Below are 18728 nucleotides of genomic sequence, written 5' to 3' on the forward strand. Positions count from 1 at the left end.
GTATCTGCACCTTCGGATGTTTTGCTTAAGCTTAACAAAATAAGTAGGAGCAATAATTTAGTTCTTTTCTTTGGTGTTTCTTTGATTAGTGGTAACGAGAATTATTCTGATTCGGCAACTAAGTTTAAAATCCTAAGTTTGTAGTATGAAAAACGAAAGACCTACTATTTTGGTGGTTAATGACGACGGGATTGATGCACCGGGAATTCAAACTTTATTGCATGCAATGAAAGAGTTGGGTAATGTAGTGGTGGTAGCGCCAGATGGACCGCAGTCTGGAATGGGCCATGCTATTACTATTAGTCGTCCGCTGCGTTTAGACCGGGTTCATATTTATCCGGATGTAGAAATGTACAAAACCTCAGGTACCCCGGCGGATTGTGTAAAACTCGCTGTTAATAAGGTTCTTCAGGGTAAGAAACCCGATCTATGTGTTTCTGGTATTAATCATGGCTTAAATCATTCCATCAACGTGATCTACTCCGGAACTATGTCTGCCGCGGTCGAAGGAGCTATAGAAAGTATCCCATCAATCGGTTTTTCATATGATGATTTTACATATGATGCAGATTTTAGAAGCTGTGTGCCCTATGTTAAGGCTATTGCTAAGCAGGTGCTGGAGCATGGTTTGCCACAGGGTACCTTATTAAACGTAAATTTCCCTAAAACTAATAAGATAAAGGGGCTGAAGATCTGCCGGCAAGCGAACGCTAAGTATGCCGAAGAATTTGATGAACGTTTGGATCCACATAAGCGTAACTATTACTGGTTGACCGGTGTTTTTCAGCATAACGATAAAGGTGAGGACACTGATGTGTGGGCTTTAGAGAATGGTTATGCTTCTTTGGTTCCCGTACAATTTGATCTTACCGCACACCACGCAATTCCTTATTTAAATACCTGGAATATTAATGTTGAATCGTGATAATGTTTGGTTAGGTACCGTTTTGGGACTGGTCCTGCCGGGAATAGCTTTTTTGATAGTGGAAGTTTTAAAAATGAATGTAAACTTTCTTAAGAAGGCTGATCTGTTATATATTGGGTGCGTAGCCTTGAACCTTCTAATTATGAAGTATTACGCTAACCGATATATGGAATCAACGGCAAGAGGGATTATAGGATCTACCTTTATCTGCGCCTTCATCTTCTTTTTTTATAAAATGCAATTATGAGGTATTATCTTATTGCCGGGGAAGCATCAGGGGACCTTCATGGTGCTAACTTGATGCGTGCACTGAAGGCAGAAGACCTCAACGCTGAATTTAGATTTCTCGGAGGGGATCTCATGACTGCTCAGGGTGGAGAAATTGTTAAGCATTATAGCGACATGTCATATATGGGCTTTGCTGAAGTTGTTCTTAATCTACGAACTATACTGAGGAATATGAAGCAGGCAAAAGCAGATTTGCTGCAGTACAATCCCGACGCTTTAATTCTTATTGATTTTCCCGGCTTCAATCTTAAAATTGCCGAGTTTGCTAAGCAGCATGGTATAAATGTTTATTACTATATATCTCCGAAAGTATGGGCATGGAACCAGAAACGGGTGTTGAAGATTAAAAAGGTGGTCGACAAGCTTTTTTGTATCCTTCCTTTTGAGGTTGACTTCTATAACGGCTGGGGAATGAAGGTTGACTATGTTGGAAATCCTCTGCTCGATGCTATAGCTGCTTTTACTCCTGACAAGCAGTTCAGAGGCAGACATAACTTGACGGGAAAAAAGATAATAGCACTTCTGCCTGGAAGCAGAAAACAGGAGATTACCAAGATTCTACCTGAGATGCTGGAAACTGCCTCCCGCTTTCCTGAATATCAATTTGTTATAGCCGGAGCACCGAGCTTTAATGTAGCTTTCTATGACAAGTTTATTTTGGGGAGAAATATTCCTGTGGTTTTTAATAGCACTTACGATTTGCTAAAAAATGCAGATGCTGCCATTGTAACCTCGGGAACTGCTACTTTAGAAACTGCATTATTTCATGTTCCTGAAGTTGTTGTTTACAAAACCAGTGCTGTTTCTGTCGCTATTGCCCGAATGGTTATTAAGATCAGGTTCATTTCGCTTGTTAATTTAATAATGGACAGACTGATAGTAAAGGAGTTAATTCAGGAGGATTGTAATTCTGAAAAGATAGGTGAGGAGTTAGAGCTTTTGTTGGGGGGAAGTTACAGGGAAGAAATGTTAAAGAATTATCAGGAGCTTTCCGATCGGATGGGAGATCCGGGTGCTTCTGAGAAGACAGCACGGCTTATAGTAAAAAGCCTCGGAGAAACATAGTTCACCGAGGCTTTTTCTAATGACTTCAGGTTAAATTAACACAAATCAAAACATATCAACCTAACAAAATCTAACCACTTTATCTATCAAACAACAAATCAACCTAATTCACCTGAAGTCAACTATTTATTTCTGGAGCCTGTTTCCGCTTTGATTTCTAACCGGTACCAGGGCAGGTGTTTTCTTTCTCAAACCATTCACAAAGTCAGAAACCAATTCTTTTAATCTTTCAAACATATTAACCCCTTTTCTTAGTAATTGTAAACTTAATTAATTACGAGCCGAATTCAAAAATATTGTTCATTGCCAGATATTTAATTGATTTCTCAAGGCTTACAATACTGTTACGAACAGTGATTGTTAAAGGTTCGCTGAAAATAGAATTATTGTTCAACGTCGTCCCAGTTAAATGCCGGATTTTCTGAGGTAGTTTTTGACTTCTTCATAAGAGATTTCAGCTCCTGTACCTTCGCATAGTTTGTTGAAGCAATATTATTTTTTTCACCAACATCGCTTCTTAAGTTATATAACTCTAACACCTCTGGTTTCCCTTTGTCTTTATATCGAATCAGCTTCCAGTTTCCTTGTAAAAGCGCCTCTTTGAACCCTTTCTCGCTGAATTGCCAGTAAAGGTATTCGTGTTGTTTCTGAGTATTACCAGACAGGGCGTTTACGAAGGAAATACCGTCAATATTGCCGGGAACGGTGGTTGATGTGAGTTGGCCGATTGTTGGCATCATATCCCAAAAAGCCCATGCATCTTCCCTTGTTTTTCCTGCAGGAACTCTTCCTGGAGCTCTTACGATAAGAGGAACACGAATTCCTCCTTCATACAGGTCTCTTTTTACTCCTCTTAAGGGGCCGCTGCTATTAAAGTAAGCAGGATCTCCGCCGCCTTCTTCATGAGGCCCATTGTCGCTGGTGAAAATAATATAGGTGTCGTTTTCTAAACCGAGGTTTTTGACTTGTTTGACAATGTTGGCCACATCCTGATCAAGCCTGTACATCATTGCTGCAAAGGCTGCATGAGGCTGAGGTTGACTATGGTAGGATGCGCCGTTCTGATAATAAGGCTTTTCTGGAGGATACTTGCTGCTACCATCATCGTTCTGAAACTTCTTCATCAAATTCTCAGGTACTTTAAGCTCTGCATGAGGAAGTGTTGTTGAAAGGTATAGAAAAAAGGGCTTATTTTTGTTTTCTTTTATAAAGCCTAAAGCATGATCGAGAATTAGGTCGGGTACATATTGGGCAGAGTCTATATTCACCTTACTTAATTCCCGGTTCTTAACCTCAAATAGATGGTCTGTATAATAATGATGAGCATGTCTTTGTAAAAGATATCCATAAAAGCTATCGAAGCCTTTCAAATGCGGAGCTCCTGGTTCGTTTTCTAATCCTAGTCCCCATTTTCCAAACATTCCTGTTACATAACCATTATTTTGCAGGTGTTGAGCTAAGGTAGTATCCTGAGGGCGTAATGAAGCATTAGCATTACCGCGAATGTAAGCATGTCCCATATGTTTCCCTGTCATCAAAGCAGCTCTAGAAGGAGCACACACGGTGTTACCTGCATAGAAGTGGGTGAATTTGGTACCCTCTTGAGCCAGTTTATCGATGTTAGGTGTTTTTATAGGACTTCTTGAATTAAATGATGAGACATTACCGTATCCCAGGTCGTCGGCAAGTATGAAGATAATGTTCGGCCTTTTAACTGCGGTCTTCTGTGCCTTTGCAGTAGTAATAGAAGCTGCAAGGACAAAAAGACCTATTATTTGTTTAACGTGCATATTGAAGGATACTCTATTGGTCTTATAGGCAAACATAATGCATTGTTTATTATTCTTTTAATAAATTTTAGTTTATTAGCATCAATTTTACGATGACAGAAATGATGAAAGCTTTCCTTTTTGATTTAAACGGGACAATGATCGATGACATGGATTATCATACTGATGCATGGCATGAAATTTTAAATAATGATTTAGGTGCAAATCTTAGTCGCGAGCAGGTAAAGAAGGAAATGTATGGGAAAAATCACGAACTATTGGTCAGGGTATTTGGAGATGAAAAGTTTACAGAAGAGGAGAAAGATAAGATTTCTTTTGAAAAGGAGCGCCGTTATCAGAGCCGCTTTAAACCTCACTTGAAATTAATAAATGGACTAGCTGAGTTTTTGAAAAAAGCACATGATAGAGGTATAAAAATGGCAATTGGATCTGCCGCTATTACCTCCAATGTCGACTTCGTTTTAGATGGGGTGAATATAAGGGAATATTTTCCGGTTGTCATTAGTGCGGATAATGTTAGTGTGAGTAAGCCTGATCCTGAAACATTTTTAAAGGGAGCTGAACAACTGGGAATAAATCCGGAGGATTGTATTGTTTTTGAAGATAATCCTAATGGCGTTGAAGCAGCAAGAAGAGCTGGAATGAAATGCGTTGTTCTTACCACTATGCATGAGGAGTATGAATTTACCGGTCTTGATAATATTCTAGTCTTTGTAGATGACTATGAAGATCCTTTTTTTGAAGAGTTCTTGAAGTAGTTCATCTTTTGGATAAGGTTAGGAAACGAAGCATTTAAAAAGGGAAGGCCATTCAAAATGGCCTTTCCCGTTATCTTTTATTAAGCTTAAGCTTTGTTTATCTGATAATAAACATCACTCCATCTTAATTCATTCTTCAATGAGTAAAGATCGGTGTTCTTTCCGATTTTAACATATTCAACTCCTGCCATATCAGAGAATGCTTCCATATGCTCTGAGGTAAGGTTCTGGCTGTAACAAGTGTGGTGAGCGCCACCCGCCAGGATCCAGGCAGCACATCCTGTTTTCATGTCAGGGTATGGTTTCCAAAGAACACGAGCAACAGGAAGTTTCGGCAGGTCATTCTCTGGAGCTACTGCTTCAACTTCATTAACGATCAGTCGGAAACGGTTACCCATATCTACCATGGAGGCATTAATTGCCGGACCTGCAGCTACATTAAATACTAACCGTACAGGATCTTCTTTTCCGCCAATTCCTAATGGATGGATTTCACATTTAGCTTGTCCGTCTGCAATTGACTCACATATCTCAAGCATGTGCGAACCTAATACTAAAGGATTTGATGGATCGAAGTGGTAAGTATAGTCTTCCATGAAAGCGTTTCCACCTTTAAGACCACTACCCATAACTTTCATTGCACGAACCAAAGCAGCTGTTTTCCAGTCGCCTTCTCCTGCGAACCCGTATCCCTGATTCATCAAACGCTGAGCTGCAATACCTGGTAACTGCTTCATTCCATGAAGATCCTCAAAGGTATCAGAGAAGCCTTTATAGTTTCCAGCTTCCAGGAACGCTTTTAATCCTAATTCGATCTTTGCTGCGTCTCTTAAAGAAGAGTACCTTGCACCTCCTTTGCGAAGTACATCAACTACTGCATAACGTGCTTCATATTCTGCAGTTAATTGGTCAACTTCTGCATCGCTGATCTGATTAATAACAGCTACAAGGTCACCAATGCCGTGAGTGTTTACCGAGAAACCGAATTTCAATTCAGCTTCAACCTTATCTCCATCTGTAACTGCAACATAACGCATGTTATCACCAAAACGCACAAATCTTGCGCCTTGCCAATCATTCCAACCAGCAGCAGCGCGAGCCCAGCCATTTAATTGATCCAGTACCTCAGGATCTTGCCAGTGACCTACAACTACTTTGCGATTGATCTTCATTCTTGACATCATGAAGCCAGTTTCCCTGTCTCCATGTGCACTTTGATTCAAGTTCATGAAGTCCATGTCGATAGTAGCCCAAGGAATATCGCGATTGTACTGAGTGTGCAGATGCGCAATTGGTTTTTGAAGGGCTCTCAAGCCAGTGATCCACATTTTAGCAGGAGAGAACGTGTGCATCCAGGTAATGATACCGATAACATTTGGAGCAACGTTAGCTTCCTGGCAAATAGCAAAGATTTCTTCCGTGCTTTTCACAGTAGGTTTGAAAACTACACGAACCGGGATTTGAGAAGCATTATTCAAGAAAGCGGCGATCTCTTCAGAGTGGGCTGCAACTTGTTTTAAAGTTTCTTCCCCGTACAAGTCCTGGCTTCCTGTTACGAACCAAACTTCAAATTTTTTAAGGTCAGTCATTTTTTTATTTACGATTTACGATTTACGATTTTTCCTTTAGAGGCTATATGAAAGAAGCCCGACTTCTTCAACGAAGGCTTAAATTAGCGAATGCCCTTGATGCAAAACATACAGGGCATTCGTTAGATCCTCACATTCGTCTATTGGCCGTAGTAGGAGTTCGGCCCATGCTTTCTTTCGAAATGTTTTTTTATTAATGAGTCTTTAAGTCTTGGTGCCTGAGGGTTTATTTGCTCAGTTAAGAGAGCCATCTTCGCTACAGTTTCAAGTACCGCGCTGTTATATACAGCCTTATCTGCCGTCTTTCCCCAGCTAAAGGGTGCATGATTACCTACCAGGATCATTTCAACTTCCTCATAGCTAAGACCTTTGTCTTTGAAACAGTTCATGATTTGAAAACCTGTCTGATATTCATAATCGCCAAGGATCATATCATCACTCATCGGGGGAGCACAAGGAATATCAGCAGTTAAATGATCTGCGTGAGTAGTACCATAATTCGGGATATCTCTTTGACTCTGAGCCCATGCAGTACCATAAACAGAATGGGTATGAACTATCCCTCCAATTTTCTCCCAGTGCTTGTATAGTACAGCATGAGTTAAAGTATCAGAAGACGGACGAAGTGTCCCTTCGACCGTTTTCCCATCAAAATCTACAATCACCATTTTTTCTGGAGAAAGATCTTCGTATGGAACCCCGCTGGGTTTAATTGCAAAAACACCTAAATCACGATCGACCGCACTTACGTTTCCGAAAGTAAATAATACTAAGCCGAGTTTTGGCAATTGCATATTGGCTTTGTAAGCCTCTTCTTGAATATGTTGATATTTAGACACGTTGTATAAATAGAATTAAAATTAAGCCTGTTTTGTGTTCATTGCCTATGCTGTCTGCAAAGATTCTGAAGCGATGAAATCTTCTACCAATGCACCGGCTTCAGAATATTTCTGATAACGTTTTGCATAGATAGCAACTGCTGCAGGATTGGGATGATATTCTGCATCGAAGCCCTGTCCCATAACTTTCATAGCGTCTTCTACTTTAGGATATAAACCAGCAGCTGTTGCTGCAAACATTGCTGCTCCAATTGCACAGGTTTGCTCGGATTTATGGATTTTAATCGGCATGTTTAACACATCCGCCATCATTTGCATAATGAACGGAGACTTCTTTGCCACTCCCCCAAGGCCGATCAATCCTTTTACAGGTACCCCCTGGTCAATAAAACGGTCAACTATTTTCTTAGCGCCAAAGCAGGTTGATTCAACTAAAGCGCGGAATATCCTTACAGCATCACTTCCCAGGTCGAGGCCAAGGAATGCACCTTTAAGCAGTTGATTCGCATCTGGTGTCCTTCTTCCATTTAACCACTCGATAGCAAGTTCGCCACCTTCTTCTAGTGGTAGCTCCGCTGCGCGTTTACTTAGCTCAGGAATTATACGTCCTTCTATTTCATCGATTAGTTTTTGTGCAGTTGCGGCATCTACCAATTGAGTTTGAGACAGAAGGTGTTTTACAGGCCATGCCAGTACGTTCTTTAACCAGGCATAAGCATCTCCAAATGCGGATTGTCCTGCTTCCATTCCGATCATTCCCGGAATGATCGAACCGTTCACCTGTCCGCAAATTCCATTTACAAGAGTGTCTTTTACTTCTTCTGCAGGAGCAACCAGCATGTCGCAGGTTGAAGTTCCCATTACCTTACTCAGGTAGTATGGCTCAATCTGACCACCTACAGCACCCATATGCGCGTCAAAAGCACCAATACCGATCACAACATCGGTAGAAAGACCTAGTTTCTCAGCCCAATCAGAGGATAGTGTTCCGGCCCTTTCAGCAGATGTATATGTCTTATTAGATAATTTAGAGGTAAAGCCAGTTAAAAGTGGGTCTAAAGATGCGAAGAATTCCTCCGGAGGTAATCCTCCAAATTCCTCAGCCCAAAGAGATTTATGGCCTGCAGAACAAACGCCACGCTTAATCTCTGCAGCATCCGATCCTCCTGTTAACAGGAATGGGATCCAGTCGCAGTGTTCAACGAAAGAATGAATAGCATTTCGAACCTTTTCGTCTTCTCTTAATACGTGTAGTAATTTAGCCCAGAACCATTCTGACGAATAAATGCCTCCGACGAATTGCAAGTAGTTAATAGGGAATTTTTCTGCATGTTCGTTAATTTCAGAAGCCTCTTTCACAGATGTATGATCTTTCCAAAGAACAAACATAGCGTTTGGATTGTCTTTAAAATCTGGAAGAAGTGCTAGAGGTGTTCCTGTTTTGTCTACAGCCACAGGTGTAGAGCCAGTTGTATCAATAGAAATAGCTTTTACATTCGCTGCTACTTCTTTTCCCGCTTTTTGCAGGGTTTCTTTTATAGTGGTTTCAAGGCCTTCTACGTAATCAAGGGGATGTTGACGAAACTGACTATCGACAGCGTTGCAAAACAAACCTTGTTTCCAACGGGGATAATAGAAAACAGATGCTGCAACCTCTTCTCCTGTTAGGGCATTTACAATAACTGAGCGTACGGAATCTGTTCCGTAATCTACTCCAATAACAAAACTCTGCTGGCTCATAATTCGTTAATTCGTGTCTAATTAACACTTATTTTTCCAAAAATAAAAAACCTTTGTAAAACAATGGCAAAAATTATTAATTTCTTAAAAGGATAATGGGTTTTTTTTAGGGTCCAGGAGGAGTACTGAATCGTTCCTGCTTTTCTTAGTAAGTTTTTGTTCTTTAGGGCTTTAGCAGAGGTTAAATCCGTTTTTTAAAATTGCCTGAGAAAGTCTGCTGGTTTAACATGACTAACTGGCTTGCAATAGTTTCAAATTTTATTACTCTTCTTAGTATTAGCTCTCCAAGGCTTGCTTAGGAGTTTAAGGCTTGGGGATTAGGAATGAAGTTTAAAAAAGCCTGGAATTTATCTTTATAAATTGAAGAATCTAACCTGTAGAAATAGGCCCCTTTTTTAGAGTTTTCTTTATCTTTTTCATTTTGACGTATCAGAAGCCCGGTGGATAGAAGTTTTCGACTAAAGTTCCTCTTATCCAAAATTGTATCATACACATTTTCGTAGAGCGTCTGAATTTGAGGAATTGTAAATTTCTCTGGTAACAGCTCAAATAAGATAGGATGGAGAGCCGCCTTATATTTAAGTTTTTCTTTTGCCATCTCAACCATTGCTTCATGATCGAAAATGAGTTTCGGAGTCTTCTTTAAAGGAAACCATTCTGCATGGTATTCTTCACTTAATTGTTGTTCGTACTTATTGATATCAATAAATGCGAAATAGGTGATACTAATAGTACGTTCAATAGGGTCGCGTTTTGGTTCACCAAATACATCCATTTGCTCCATGTAAACTCCCTCAAGACCAGTAAGTTGCTTTAGAATTCGGGATGCAGCTTCTTCAGGCCCTTCATTAGGCTCAATAAACCCTCCCATTAAACTCCATTTGTTTTTTTCTGGTTCAAATCCCCGTTGAATAAGCAGCAGCTTTAGAAGTTCGCCATCAAAACCAAAAATAATACAGTCGACAGCAACAAGAATGCGAGTTTGTTTGGAATACCTGGTCATTGCAATTGTACTACAATTATATAGATATTAAATGTATATAAAGCACTAATTAACCTTTTTATCTTTTTGTATAACCGACGCCAGAATATTAAGTGTTTTGTTGACGCTTATAAATATCTTTATTACATTAGTGTTATTAATAGCCAGTTAAAGGGAATCCAAAGGCCCTTGAGATTATATTTACTATTTAAGAGGTTAACCTTCAATGAGTTTTCGGGAAGTTGTGATTTGTATAGCAGAGTTGTCAAATACATAACGTTTCTCAGATTTAGTCGTATAACGATATCTCTGGGTTCTGAATATTTTATCAAAGGCTAAGCCTTTTTTGCCGATTAGAGAAGTGAAAATGAGGAGTAAACCAAATGTAAGGGAGCTAGCCGACGAGCAAGTTAATGATGAGGCCAGGTTATGGGAAAATTTTAAGCAGGGAGACAAGTCTGCTTATGCCAGTTTCTATTCGAAATACTCATCCTTGTTATTTCGCTATGGGTGTAAGGTTACACAAGACCGGGAAATGGTCAAGGACTGTATGCATGACTTGTTTACTGAACTTTGGAAGAATAAAGCAACATTGGGCTCCCCGGCTTCTGTGAAAAACTATTTGGTAAAGTCCCTTAGGAATAAGCTTATTCGCGAAATTGCCAAACAGGCTAAATTTGTGGATGAAGAAGGTGTTCCTGAAACTCATCTTGGAATTGTCTCATCGCCCGAATTGCAAATGGTTAATAGTCAGGCTAAGTCTGAGCAGGAACGTCAACTGATTGCAGCATTGAGGAAGTTGACCAACCGGCAGAAAGAGATCATATTTTTATTGTACTACAATAACCTTACTCCCGCCGAGGTTGCTTCAATTATGTCTATTTCCGTAAGGACAATTTACAACACAACATTTTCAGCGATACAACTTTTAAAAGGCGAAATGGCAATAATTGTTATTTTAGCTTTATGCAAAGATTGCATTTAAGCAAGCTAATCTTATAATATCTTCTCCGCTTTGTTCTATTACTAGCGCTAACTTCTTCTCGCATTCAACTTACTGTTTTTTGCACTGTAACTGAAATATACAACGAGACCTATTGCAAGCCATATTAAAAATCTTACCCAGTTCGTATAACCGAGCTCTGTCATCAGGTAAAAACAGCTCAAAAGACCAGCCACGGGGATCAGTGAAAGTTCTTTTGTAAAAGAATAAAAAGCCAGGGTAATAGCAATAATTATAAATAGCAGATATGGCAGCTTTTCTCTGAATTCTTCCCAATTACCGTAATTGTGAAACATCCCAAGCAAGGGCTTATGAAACACTGCTATTCCAGCTATGAGCAAACCTGGCACTATATATTTCGAATTAATATAAGGTATTCGGAAGCGTCCGGCTCGTGCCTCCTTATCTTCTTCAAGTAATAAAACTCCCCCACATACCAGTACAAATGCGAACAGCGTTCCAATACTAGTTAAATCTGTTACTTCTGTTAGATTCATAAAGAGGGCAGGGACAGCTACAACAATTCCTGTTATTATCGTTGAGAAATAGGGGGTTTTATATTTTGGATGTATTCTTGAGAATGCTTTAGGTAGTAAACCATCTCGGCTCATCGCCATCCAGATCCGGGGTTGACCCATTTGGAAAATAAGCAGTACACTTGCTGTGGCAATAACAGCACTAATTGATATGATATAACTGATCTTGTTTAAACCGATACGCTCAAATACAAAGGCTAAAGGGTCGCCCACCTGTAATTCCTGGTAATTAACCATTCCTGTAAGTACGAGTGCAATAAGGATGTATAGAATTGTACAGATAATCAGAGAGTAGATCATCCCTTTAGGCAGATCTTTTTGCGGGTTCTCACATTCTTCGGCAGTAGTAGAAATAGCGTCAAAGCCAATGTATGCAAAAAATACCCCTGAAACGCTTTTCATCACTCCTCCAAAGCCGTTAGGGAAAAATGGAGTCCAGTTTGCAGGACTTATATAAAAGAAACCAAGGATAATCACAAAGATAACTACACCTATCTTGAGTAATACCATTGCGTTTGTAACCCGTTTTGTTTCCCTGATTCCTATATAAACAAGCCAGGTTATTAGTGCTACAATTAGGAGGGCAGGAATATCTGCAATAAGTTTTAATCCTCCAATTTCCGGTGCAGAAGTCCAGGCACTTGTTTGTTCTCTTAGGGTATCTGTTATAGTGATAGTATCTCCCTTATTGGTTAACTCTTGAACAGTTAGGTGTCCCCGGTAAGCTGAAAGATAATCCATTGTAAGATAGGAGGGAATATGAATATTAAAACCACGAAGGAGGTTTGTAAAGTATTCGCTCCATGATATTGCAACTGCAATATTGCCTATTGCATACTCCATGAGGAGGTCCCATCCAATAATCCAGGCAATCAACTCGCCGAAGGAAGCATAGGCGTAAGTGTAGGCACTTCCCGATACTGGGATCCTGGATGCGAATTCAGCATAGCACATAGCGGAAAAGCCACAGGTTATAGCGGTTATTATAAAAAGGACAGTAACTCCGGGGCCTCCGTTGAATGACGCTTCTCCGATAGTAGAAAAAATACCTGCACCAATCACTGCAGCTATTCCCATAAACGTTAGATCTTTAACTCCGAGCACCTTATTTAGATGAGACATTCCCTGCTCGGGATTTTCTCCATCACCATAGCCCGAGGATACATCAGAAAGGATCGTATTTAATGGTTTCTTACGGAAATAGTTATTTGACATGTAAATAGTGTGAATATTAACCTAACATGGATCAAACATAGGAAAAATCCTTTCTAATGCATATTCCTTAGTGTTACAAGTCAAGCACTGCAGAGATACTCCTGCACCGTTATGCATGCTTACGCCTGCGTAAAACAAGATAGGGGACAAGTAGCACAATAATCCCGGCAATTATCCATAAAATTAGACTTTTATTGCCACCTGGAGTTTTTCCAGTAGTATTTTGAGGATCAGTGAACTGCGATGCTAGATCTGCTTCCGGGGGTATTTTTATAGAATTGAAAAATGTAGTGAGTTCTGGCGCGGCATAAACTTTATGTACATCACGGTAAAGGAATTGAAAGGTATAAGTTGCACTGTTTACATGTAAAACCCTAATATTTCTGAATTGCTTTCCGCTTCCGCTATCTACAGCAAGGGTCAGATCTTTCACTTTTAGGTGTCCAAGTGTAGTATCTCTTTCTTCTGAAATCACACCTTCTTTTGCCGATAATTTTATCTGTTTCACAAAGTTATCGTAGTACTTTTGTAAATGCTTCTCCTTTTCAATATCAGGCGTGCTTTTGGAGTTGTCAGGAAGCTTAGTGACCAAGACGTTTCCAAAGGAACTTTGAGCGTTGATAAGAGTTTGACCAAGGGTGTCTTTACGGATAAAACCTTCAGGTAATGAAACCTGAACAGAGTCGTCTATCTTATATGGCTTCCAGTTTTGTGCGTAAGTAGTCGCTGATGAAAGCAGTAGTATAGTTAGTAACAGATGTATTCTTTTCATAGCTTAGAAATAATTAAACATGCTTACTTTATCAGTAACACGCTTGCTTGTTTAAACAATGGTTGTGCCATTTTTTACAGCTTCTTCCAAGGGGGGGGGCAGTAGAAAGAAGGGATAAGGTTTTTGCGCGGGTAGGAAATAGTGGGAATTAACAAGAGGCTGCTTCGATTCTCTATTTTCAAGTAGATTTGAAAGCAGCCTCTGGGTGAGACTTAGGGATTATCCTAATTTCTCTAATTCCTTATTCACGAACTTAGCAAGTTCATGAACATATTCAGTGCTAAAATCGAATCTGATTCCAGCTGCCTGATAGATTTCTTTGATGGTTTTAGTATAGCCTAATTTTAAGGCAGCCAAATAGTTCTTCAAGCCTTGTTCGGGGTTCTCTTTATAGTTTTTCCAAACTGCTATCGCTCCTAATTGCGCAATAGCGTACTCAATATAATAGAAAGGTACTTCAAAGATATGAAGTTGCTTTTGCCACATATTCTCAAGAGCTTCTTCGTATCCCTCCCAATTAGCAAAATTATTTCCGAAAGGAGCGAAGATTTGTTTCCATGCCTCTTTTCGTTCTTCTGTAGTATGTTTAGGATTTGTGTATATCCAATGCTGAAATTGATCGACAACAGCAACCCATGGTAGGGTCTTAAGAACGTCGCGAAGCTGATCTTTCTTAGCCCGATTTAGGTCATCTTCATTGTCGAAGAAGACTTCCCACTTATCCATGGAAATAAGTTCCATGCTCATAGAAGCCAATTCTGCAACTTCAGAGGGTAAATGCTTGAAATCATTTAGTTCAAGGTCGGAAGTAATGAAAGTGTGAACAGCATGTCCTCCCTCGTGAACCATGGTAGTGAGGTCACGAAAAGTGTTAGCAGAGTTCATGAAGATGAACGGTGCCCCTGTTTCAGCCAATGGGTAATTATAGCCGCCCGGTGCTTTTCCCTTGCGACTTTCAACGTCGAAAAGGTTATTAGCCTTCATTATTTTTAATCTTTCTCCGATGTAAGGATCAAGGCCTTCGAAACAGGAAATTGATTTATCAATGAGTTCCTGTCCATCTTTAAATGGCTTCAATGCAGGTTTACCCGAAATATCTACGTCCATGTCCCAGGGTCGTAGCGTATCCACTCCAAGAGCTTCCTGTCTTTTCTTTGCTTGCTTTGCCAGGATCGGCACAATCTCTTTTTCTATTGCAGCATGGAATTTATAACAATCTTTCGGCGTGTAATCGAACCTGCCAAGGGCCTGGAACATATAATCACGGAAATTCTCAAAGCCTGCATTAATAGCTACCTGATGCCGAAGTTGTAAAAGTTCATTAAATAATTCATCCAAGTGATCTTTATCCTGCAAACGACGAGCGGAAATGGCTTCCCACGCTCGTTGCCGTAAAGACCGGTCAGTGTCTTTCAAAAAGACCGACGCCTGCTCAAGCGTAAATTCCTTTCCGTCAATGGTTACACTCATAGCTCCTGTAATGGCCTGATACTTTTGTTGGGTAACTTGTATCTGTGTCAACAAAGGAACGTTCTCCTCCCTAAACAATTCAAGCGCTTTTTTTACTGAGCGAATAAAAACGAAGTATCTGGTCTTGTCCAGTTGAGCTGTATACGGACAGTTAATGAATTTTTTATTTAACTCGTTAGCTATAGGTGCTATTTTGGGTTCAATCTCAGTTGCAAAGTACTGAAAGTCTTTCAAAAGTTCCTCGTTTGCTGTGTCGCACGTCATTCTGATATAACGCCAGGCAAAGTCTTCCTCAAGTACAGCTTCTAGTTCGCTGCGTTGCTTAAGCCAGGCCTCTACATCCGTAACAGAATTCAAGCTCCTGTTTTGAAGTTCTTCAAACAGCGGCTCCAGATTCTCCCATTTTATTTCGAGGTTTTCAGGTACAAATATCCTTGGTTTTTTTTCAATGATCATGATGATTCAAAATTTAGACCCACGAAGTTAAACCAAAATTAGCTCATCTTGTTGTCAAACTCTTTTTGCTTTGTAATAAGATGAGTAGAGATGGCTGATCCCTTCTTTATAGCTGGAAGGTTTAACTGAAAAGTAGTTCTCGAATTTCGACGAGTCGAACTGATAGTTGTATTGATACTGATGATACATTTCTACAGTTCCCTCTATTGCCTTGTTTACAAGACCTAAAGCTCTTAACATAAGCTTATTCACTTTAATGAAAGAAGGTTTAACTTCAAAGAGCCCCGCGGCGAGATTTATGAAATCATAGCCTGTTATCGATCGGGCTGTAGGGAGGTGCCATATCTGATTATCACTTCCGGGATTTTGCCCCAGCAGATACATAGCTTTTCCGGCGTCAGGAACATAGGTAAAAGAATGCAAGGTCTCTGGATTACCCAACCACATAGCCTTCTGCTTATTAGTATACTTATCCAGAACCATCATATCAAAGAAGCTGTTCATTGTATCTGTAGCTCCGTAAAAATCCGCACCTCGCGCAATACTGGCATGTATATCACCAGCTTTAACTTTTTCCATCAGTCTGGTAGCTATTTTGGTCCTTACTTCACCCTTCTCGCTGCATGGGTTGTACGGAGTTGATTCTGTCATCGGTCCATCTACTTTTCCATACATATATACGTTATCGAAAAAAATTAGTCGGGCCCGAGTAGCTTCGCTGGCTGTAATTACATTATCCATTACCTTTGGCCATTGTTCCTTCCAGACAGTTTTATCGTATAACAGGCCTGCCGTCAAATAAATTACATCAGAGCCTTTAGCTGCTCGAACAACCTCCGTCTCATTTAAAAGATCTGTTTTAATCCAGGTTTCTGTTGGACGTGTTTTAATTTCTCGTCTTGATGCCAGATTCGTTTTAATTCCTGATTTTTCCAGTTCTTTAGCCAGTGCGTTGCTTATTGGTCCGCCTGCTCCTAAAATTGTATGCATTGCTTTGTTTTTTAGTATATTACAAAGCTAGTGTTGCCTTTGAACGCGGGACGTTAACAAAAGATAATAAAATAGGGCTTTTCAACTGGCAGCAAACCTCAAGCCGGTATTAGGCTTGCTTACTCTCCTTCGTATCCGGGAAAGGGAAACGGGTGTTATTCCAAGATAATTAGCTATATAATGTTGTGGAATGCGTGTAAGAATAGGACTGCCGCTTTCAAGCAGACTAACATATCTCTCTTCCGGAGTTTGAATGATGAAAGCAGTGACCCGATCGTCGTAGCAGCACAACACCGTTTCTGCTACAACACGTCCAAAGCGTTCCATTTTCATATTTATCCGCTCGTCTTCTAAAAGCTTTTCAAGGGATGATTTATTGAAAATGATAGCCTGGGTATTTTCAATTGCTTCTATATAGGCTGCAGATGGTTTTTGAGTAAGAAAGCTTTTATACGCGCTTACCATCTCGTTCTCCAAACTGAAGTAATTCGTTATCTCTTCTCCGTCCTTTACATGATAATATCTGATCGCTCCTCGTAAAATAAAGGCAACCTCGTTACAAACTTTTCCAGCTTCTATAAGAAATTCCTTTTTCTTTATTTTCTTCAATTGTAGTTCATTGCAGAAGATCTCCCATTGTTCATCGGTAAAGACCACAAACTGCTCAAGGAACCTTCGGTAAACTAATAACTGTAGCTGACTTGGTTTTTGCATAAGAAGAAGATTGAAATCCTACGTGCAGGTTTTACTATTTTCTAAAATAAATATCCAATAGAAAAAAGACGGCGAATATTACAGAGGCAATCCCATTTGTAGTTCCAAAAGCAAGGCCCACTTTGCTTAGATCATCTGGTTTCACTAACTGGTGCTGGTAGATCAAAAGTCCAATGAAAAAAACAATACCTGCAATATAAAATCCTCCCAAATGAGCTGCAAAAAGGGGAATTGTAATAAAAATTACACAGAATACATGTAAAAGTGAGGAAACCAAAAGTGCCTTCTTTCGTCCCAAAACTGAAGGAATAGAATAAAGATTAGCACTCTTATCAAATTCGTCATCCTGAAGAGAATAAATGATGTCAAATCCGCTGACCCAACAAATTACAGCAAGGGAAAAAAAGATAGGAAGCAGTGCAAATTCGCCAGTTATAGATAGATAAGCACCAAGAGGCGCTAATCCCAGGCCTACTCCAAGTATTAAATGGCAAAGAGGCGTAAATCTCTTGGTATAGCTATAACCTAAAACTACAGCCAGGGCTACCGGAGAAAGATAAAAGCAGAGATTATTGATAAAATACGTAGTAAAGACAAATAATATACAGTTTGACAAAGTAAAGAACAAGGCACTTTTTGCAGCTATACGTCCTGCCGGAATGTCTCTTACAGCAGTGCGGGGGTTCTTAGCATCGAAGTCGCGATCCAAATACCGGTTAAAAGCCATCGCCGCATTTCTGGCACAAACCATACAAAGGATCATAAGACCTAGTTTAATCCAGCTAAAAGTATAATCCGTTGTACTTAAAGCCAGAAAAAAGCCTATAAAAGCGAAAGGCATCGCAAATATGGTGTGGGCAAAAAGAACAAGACTAAGATATTTCTTCATTTTATACTGTTGCTTAAATAGGAGATACGAACCGGGAGTTGACATCATCGATAAAAGCAAGTAATTCCTCTCTTCCGGTTTTTTCTTCCGAAGAAGTAGTAAACTCTTGAGGAACTTCTTCAAAATATTGAAGCATAGCTTTTTTGAATGCACTTATCGTTTGTTCTGTTTTCAATTTACTCTGTTTGTCGGCTTTTGTGAAAACCAGGACAAATGGAATTCCCTGCTCACCTAACCACGAGCAAAAATCCAGATCAACCTTTTGAGGTTCCAATCTGCTGTCAACCAATACAAAAACGCATTGCAGATTTTCTCTGTTTTTTAGATAGTAGCGGATGAAACGCTCCCACTCGCCCCTGTTAGTGCGCGAAGTTTTGGCAAAACCATAACCCGGAAGATCCACCAGATACCATTTCTCATTAATAAGAAAGTGGTTGATCAACTGTGTTTTGCCTGGTGTCTGGGAGGTCTTTGCTAATCCCTTCCGCTGAGTGAGCATATTGATGAGAGAGGATTTGCCTACATTGGACCGGCCAATAAAAGCATATTCTGGTAGTGCCGGTGCCGGAAGTTTATCCGTCCGTGTATTACTACATTTAAATTCTGCTGTACGTATCTGCATCGTAGCAAAGGTAGGTATTTTAAAAGGAGTCATCAATTTTGAAGCAATAGCGAACTTTCGATTGCGCCAGCTTTCTGACTTCATC

Annotated in this window: 16 protein-coding genes; 4 read left to right on the forward strand and 12 right to left on the reverse strand. The window is 39.9% G+C overall.

The window, feature by feature from the left end; all coding sequences use genetic code 11:
* The first annotated feature begins 145 nt into the window (after window positions 1-145).
* Both surE and lpxB read left to right on the forward strand, forming a co-directional pair.
* Complete coding sequence (gene surE, locus J4N24_RS17760; RefSeq protein ID WP_207535059.1) at window positions 146-925, forward strand: 5'/3'-nucleotidase SurE; 780 nt, start codon at window positions 146-148, stop codon at window positions 923-925.
* 243 nt (window positions 926-1168) lie between these two features.
* Window positions 1169-2278 (forward strand): lipid-A-disaccharide synthase, encoded by a 1110-nt coding sequence (gene lpxB / locus J4N24_RS17765; RefSeq protein WP_207535060.1) that lies wholly within the window; start codon window positions 1169-1171, stop codon window positions 2276-2278.
* A 383-nt stretch (window positions 2279-2661) separates the two neighbouring features.
* On the opposite strand, the gene J4N24_RS17770 is transcribed toward lpxB, so the two are convergent.
* Window positions 2662-4104 carry an arylsulfatase gene (locus tag J4N24_RS17770; RefSeq protein ID WP_242691699.1) on the reverse strand — a complete coding sequence of 481 codons (1443 nt, stop codon included), beginning with the start codon at window positions 4102-4104 and terminating at the stop codon, window positions 2662-2664.
* Window positions 4105-4160: 56 nt separating this feature from the next.
* Between J4N24_RS17770 and J4N24_RS17775 the strand changes: the two genes are divergently transcribed.
* Complete coding sequence (locus tag J4N24_RS17775; RefSeq protein ID WP_369806239.1) at window positions 4161-4826, forward strand: HAD family hydrolase; 666 nt, start codon at window positions 4161-4163, stop codon at window positions 4824-4826.
* 86 nt (window positions 4827-4912) lie between these two features.
* On the opposite strand, the gene araA is transcribed toward J4N24_RS17775, so the two are convergent.
* The 4 genes from araA to J4N24_RS17795 form a co-directional block, all read right to left on the reverse strand.
* Window positions 4913-6415, reverse strand: coding sequence for an L-arabinose isomerase (gene araA, locus J4N24_RS17780; RefSeq protein ID WP_207535061.1), 1503 nt, complete (start codon window positions 6413-6415; stop codon window positions 4913-4915).
* A gap of 140 nt (window positions 6416-6555) precedes the next feature.
* Entirely contained in the window at window positions 6556-7254 is a 699-nt protein-coding gene (locus J4N24_RS17785; RefSeq protein WP_207535062.1) for an L-ribulose-5-phosphate 4-epimerase, read from the reverse strand.
* Between the two features lie 45 nt (window positions 7255-7299).
* Window positions 7300-8994 (reverse strand): ribulokinase, encoded by a 1695-nt coding sequence (locus J4N24_RS17790; RefSeq protein ID WP_207535063.1) that lies wholly within the window; start codon window positions 8992-8994, stop codon window positions 7300-7302.
* A gap of 295 nt (window positions 8995-9289) precedes the next feature.
* Window positions 9290-9997: an NUDIX hydrolase gene (locus J4N24_RS17795; RefSeq protein ID WP_207535064.1), complete on the reverse strand. Its 708-nt coding sequence runs from the start codon at window positions 9995-9997 to the stop codon at window positions 9290-9292.
* 346 nt (window positions 9998-10343) lie between these two features.
* Here J4N24_RS17795 and J4N24_RS17800 point away from each other — a divergent pair, with 346 nt between their 5' ends.
* Complete coding sequence (locus J4N24_RS17800) at window positions 10344-10961, forward strand: RNA polymerase sigma factor (RefSeq protein ID WP_207535065.1); 618 nt, start codon at window positions 10344-10346, stop codon at window positions 10959-10961.
* A 47-nt stretch (window positions 10962-11008) separates the two neighbouring features.
* On the opposite strand, the gene J4N24_RS17805 is transcribed toward J4N24_RS17800, so the two are convergent.
* The 7 genes from J4N24_RS17805 to yihA all read right to left on the reverse strand — a co-directional run bounded on the left by J4N24_RS17805 (window position 11009) and on the right by yihA (window position 18643).
* Window positions 11009-12730, reverse strand: coding sequence for an APC family permease (locus tag J4N24_RS17805; RefSeq protein ID WP_207535066.1), 1722 nt, complete (start codon window positions 12728-12730; stop codon window positions 11009-11011).
* A gap of 109 nt (window positions 12731-12839) precedes the next feature.
* Complete coding sequence (locus J4N24_RS17810; RefSeq protein ID WP_207535067.1) at window positions 12840-13502, reverse strand: hypothetical protein; 663 nt, start codon at window positions 13500-13502, stop codon at window positions 12840-12842.
* Between the two features lie 219 nt (window positions 13503-13721).
* Window positions 13722-15428 carry a M3 family oligoendopeptidase gene (locus tag J4N24_RS17815; RefSeq protein WP_207535068.1) on the reverse strand — a complete coding sequence of 569 codons (1707 nt, stop codon included), beginning with the start codon at window positions 15426-15428 and terminating at the stop codon, window positions 13722-13724.
* Window positions 15429-15482: 54 nt separating this feature from the next.
* A complete protein-coding gene (locus tag J4N24_RS17820; protein WP_207535069.1) occupies window positions 15483-16418 on the reverse strand; it encodes an NAD-dependent epimerase/dehydratase family protein in 936 nt (311 codons plus the stop codon).
* An 81-nt stretch (window positions 16419-16499) separates the two neighbouring features.
* Window positions 16500-17132 carry a Crp/Fnr family transcriptional regulator gene (locus J4N24_RS17825; protein ID WP_207535070.1) on the reverse strand — a complete coding sequence of 211 codons (633 nt, stop codon included), beginning with the start codon at window positions 17130-17132 and terminating at the stop codon, window positions 16500-16502.
* Window positions 17133-17166: 34 nt separating this feature from the next.
* Window positions 17167-18021: a UbiA-like polyprenyltransferase gene (locus tag J4N24_RS17830; RefSeq protein WP_207535071.1), complete on the reverse strand. Its 855-nt coding sequence runs from the start codon at window positions 18019-18021 to the stop codon at window positions 17167-17169.
* A 13-nt stretch (window positions 18022-18034) separates the two neighbouring features.
* Window positions 18035-18643 carry a ribosome biogenesis GTP-binding protein YihA/YsxC gene (yihA, locus tag J4N24_RS17835; protein ID WP_207535117.1) on the reverse strand — a complete coding sequence of 203 codons (609 nt, stop codon included), beginning with the start codon at window positions 18641-18643 and terminating at the stop codon, window positions 18035-18037.
* Between the last annotated feature and the right edge of the window lie 85 nt (window positions 18644-18728).

This window comes from Desertivirga arenae (assembly GCF_017355785.1).
Taxonomy (GTDB): Bacteria; Bacteroidota; Bacteroidia; order Sphingobacteriales; family Sphingobacteriaceae; genus Desertivirga; species Desertivirga arenae.

Bases quoted from the DNA above. Each gene is read 5' to 3' on its own strand.
- J4N24_RS17805 (WP_207535066.1), bottom strand. From the start codon at position 12,730: ATGTCAAATAACTATTTCCGTAAGAAACCATTAAATACGATCCTTTCT.
- yihA (WP_207535117.1), bottom strand. From the start codon at position 18,643: ATGCAGATACGTACAGCAGAATTTAAATGTAGTAATACACGGACGGAT.
- J4N24_RS17825 (WP_207535070.1), bottom strand. From the start codon at position 17,132: ATGCAAAAACCAAGTCAGCTACAGTTATTAGTTTACCGAAGGTTCCTT.
- J4N24_RS17775 (WP_369806239.1), top strand. From the start codon at position 4,161: ATGACAGAAATGATGAAAGCTTTCCTTTTTGATTTAAACGGGACAATG.
- J4N24_RS17795 (WP_207535064.1), bottom strand. From the start codon at position 9,997: ATGACCAGGTATTCCAAACAAACTCGCATTCTTGTTGCTGTCGACTGT.
- araA (WP_207535061.1), bottom strand. From the start codon at position 6,415: ATGACTGACCTTAAAAAATTTGAAGTTTGGTTCGTAACAGGAAGCCAG.
- J4N24_RS17800 (WP_207535065.1), top strand. From the start codon at position 10,344: ATGAGGAGTAAACCAAATGTAAGGGAGCTAGCCGACGAGCAAGTTAAT.
- surE (WP_207535059.1), top strand. From the start codon at position 146: ATGAAAAACGAAAGACCTACTATTTTGGTGGTTAATGACGACGGGATT.
- J4N24_RS17820 (WP_207535069.1), bottom strand. From the start codon at position 16,418: ATGCATACAATTTTAGGAGCAGGCGGACCAATAAGCAACGCACTGGCT.
- J4N24_RS17815 (WP_207535068.1), bottom strand. From the start codon at position 15,428: ATGATCATTGAAAAAAAACCAAGGATATTTGTACCTGAAAACCTCGAA.
- J4N24_RS17810 (WP_207535067.1), bottom strand. From the start codon at position 13,502: ATGAAAAGAATACATCTGTTACTAACTATACTACTGCTTTCATCAGCG.
- J4N24_RS17770 (WP_242691699.1), bottom strand. From the start codon at position 4,104: ATGTTTGCCTATAAGACCAATAGAGTATCCTTCAATATGCACGTTAAA.
- J4N24_RS17790 (WP_207535063.1), bottom strand. From the start codon at position 8,994: ATGAGCCAGCAGAGTTTTGTTATTGGAGTAGATTACGGAACAGATTCC.
- J4N24_RS17830 (WP_207535071.1), bottom strand. From the start codon at position 18,021: ATGAAGAAATATCTTAGTCTTGTTCTTTTTGCCCACACCATATTTGCG.
- lpxB (WP_207535060.1), top strand. From the start codon at position 1,169: ATGAGGTATTATCTTATTGCCGGGGAAGCATCAGGGGACCTTCATGGT.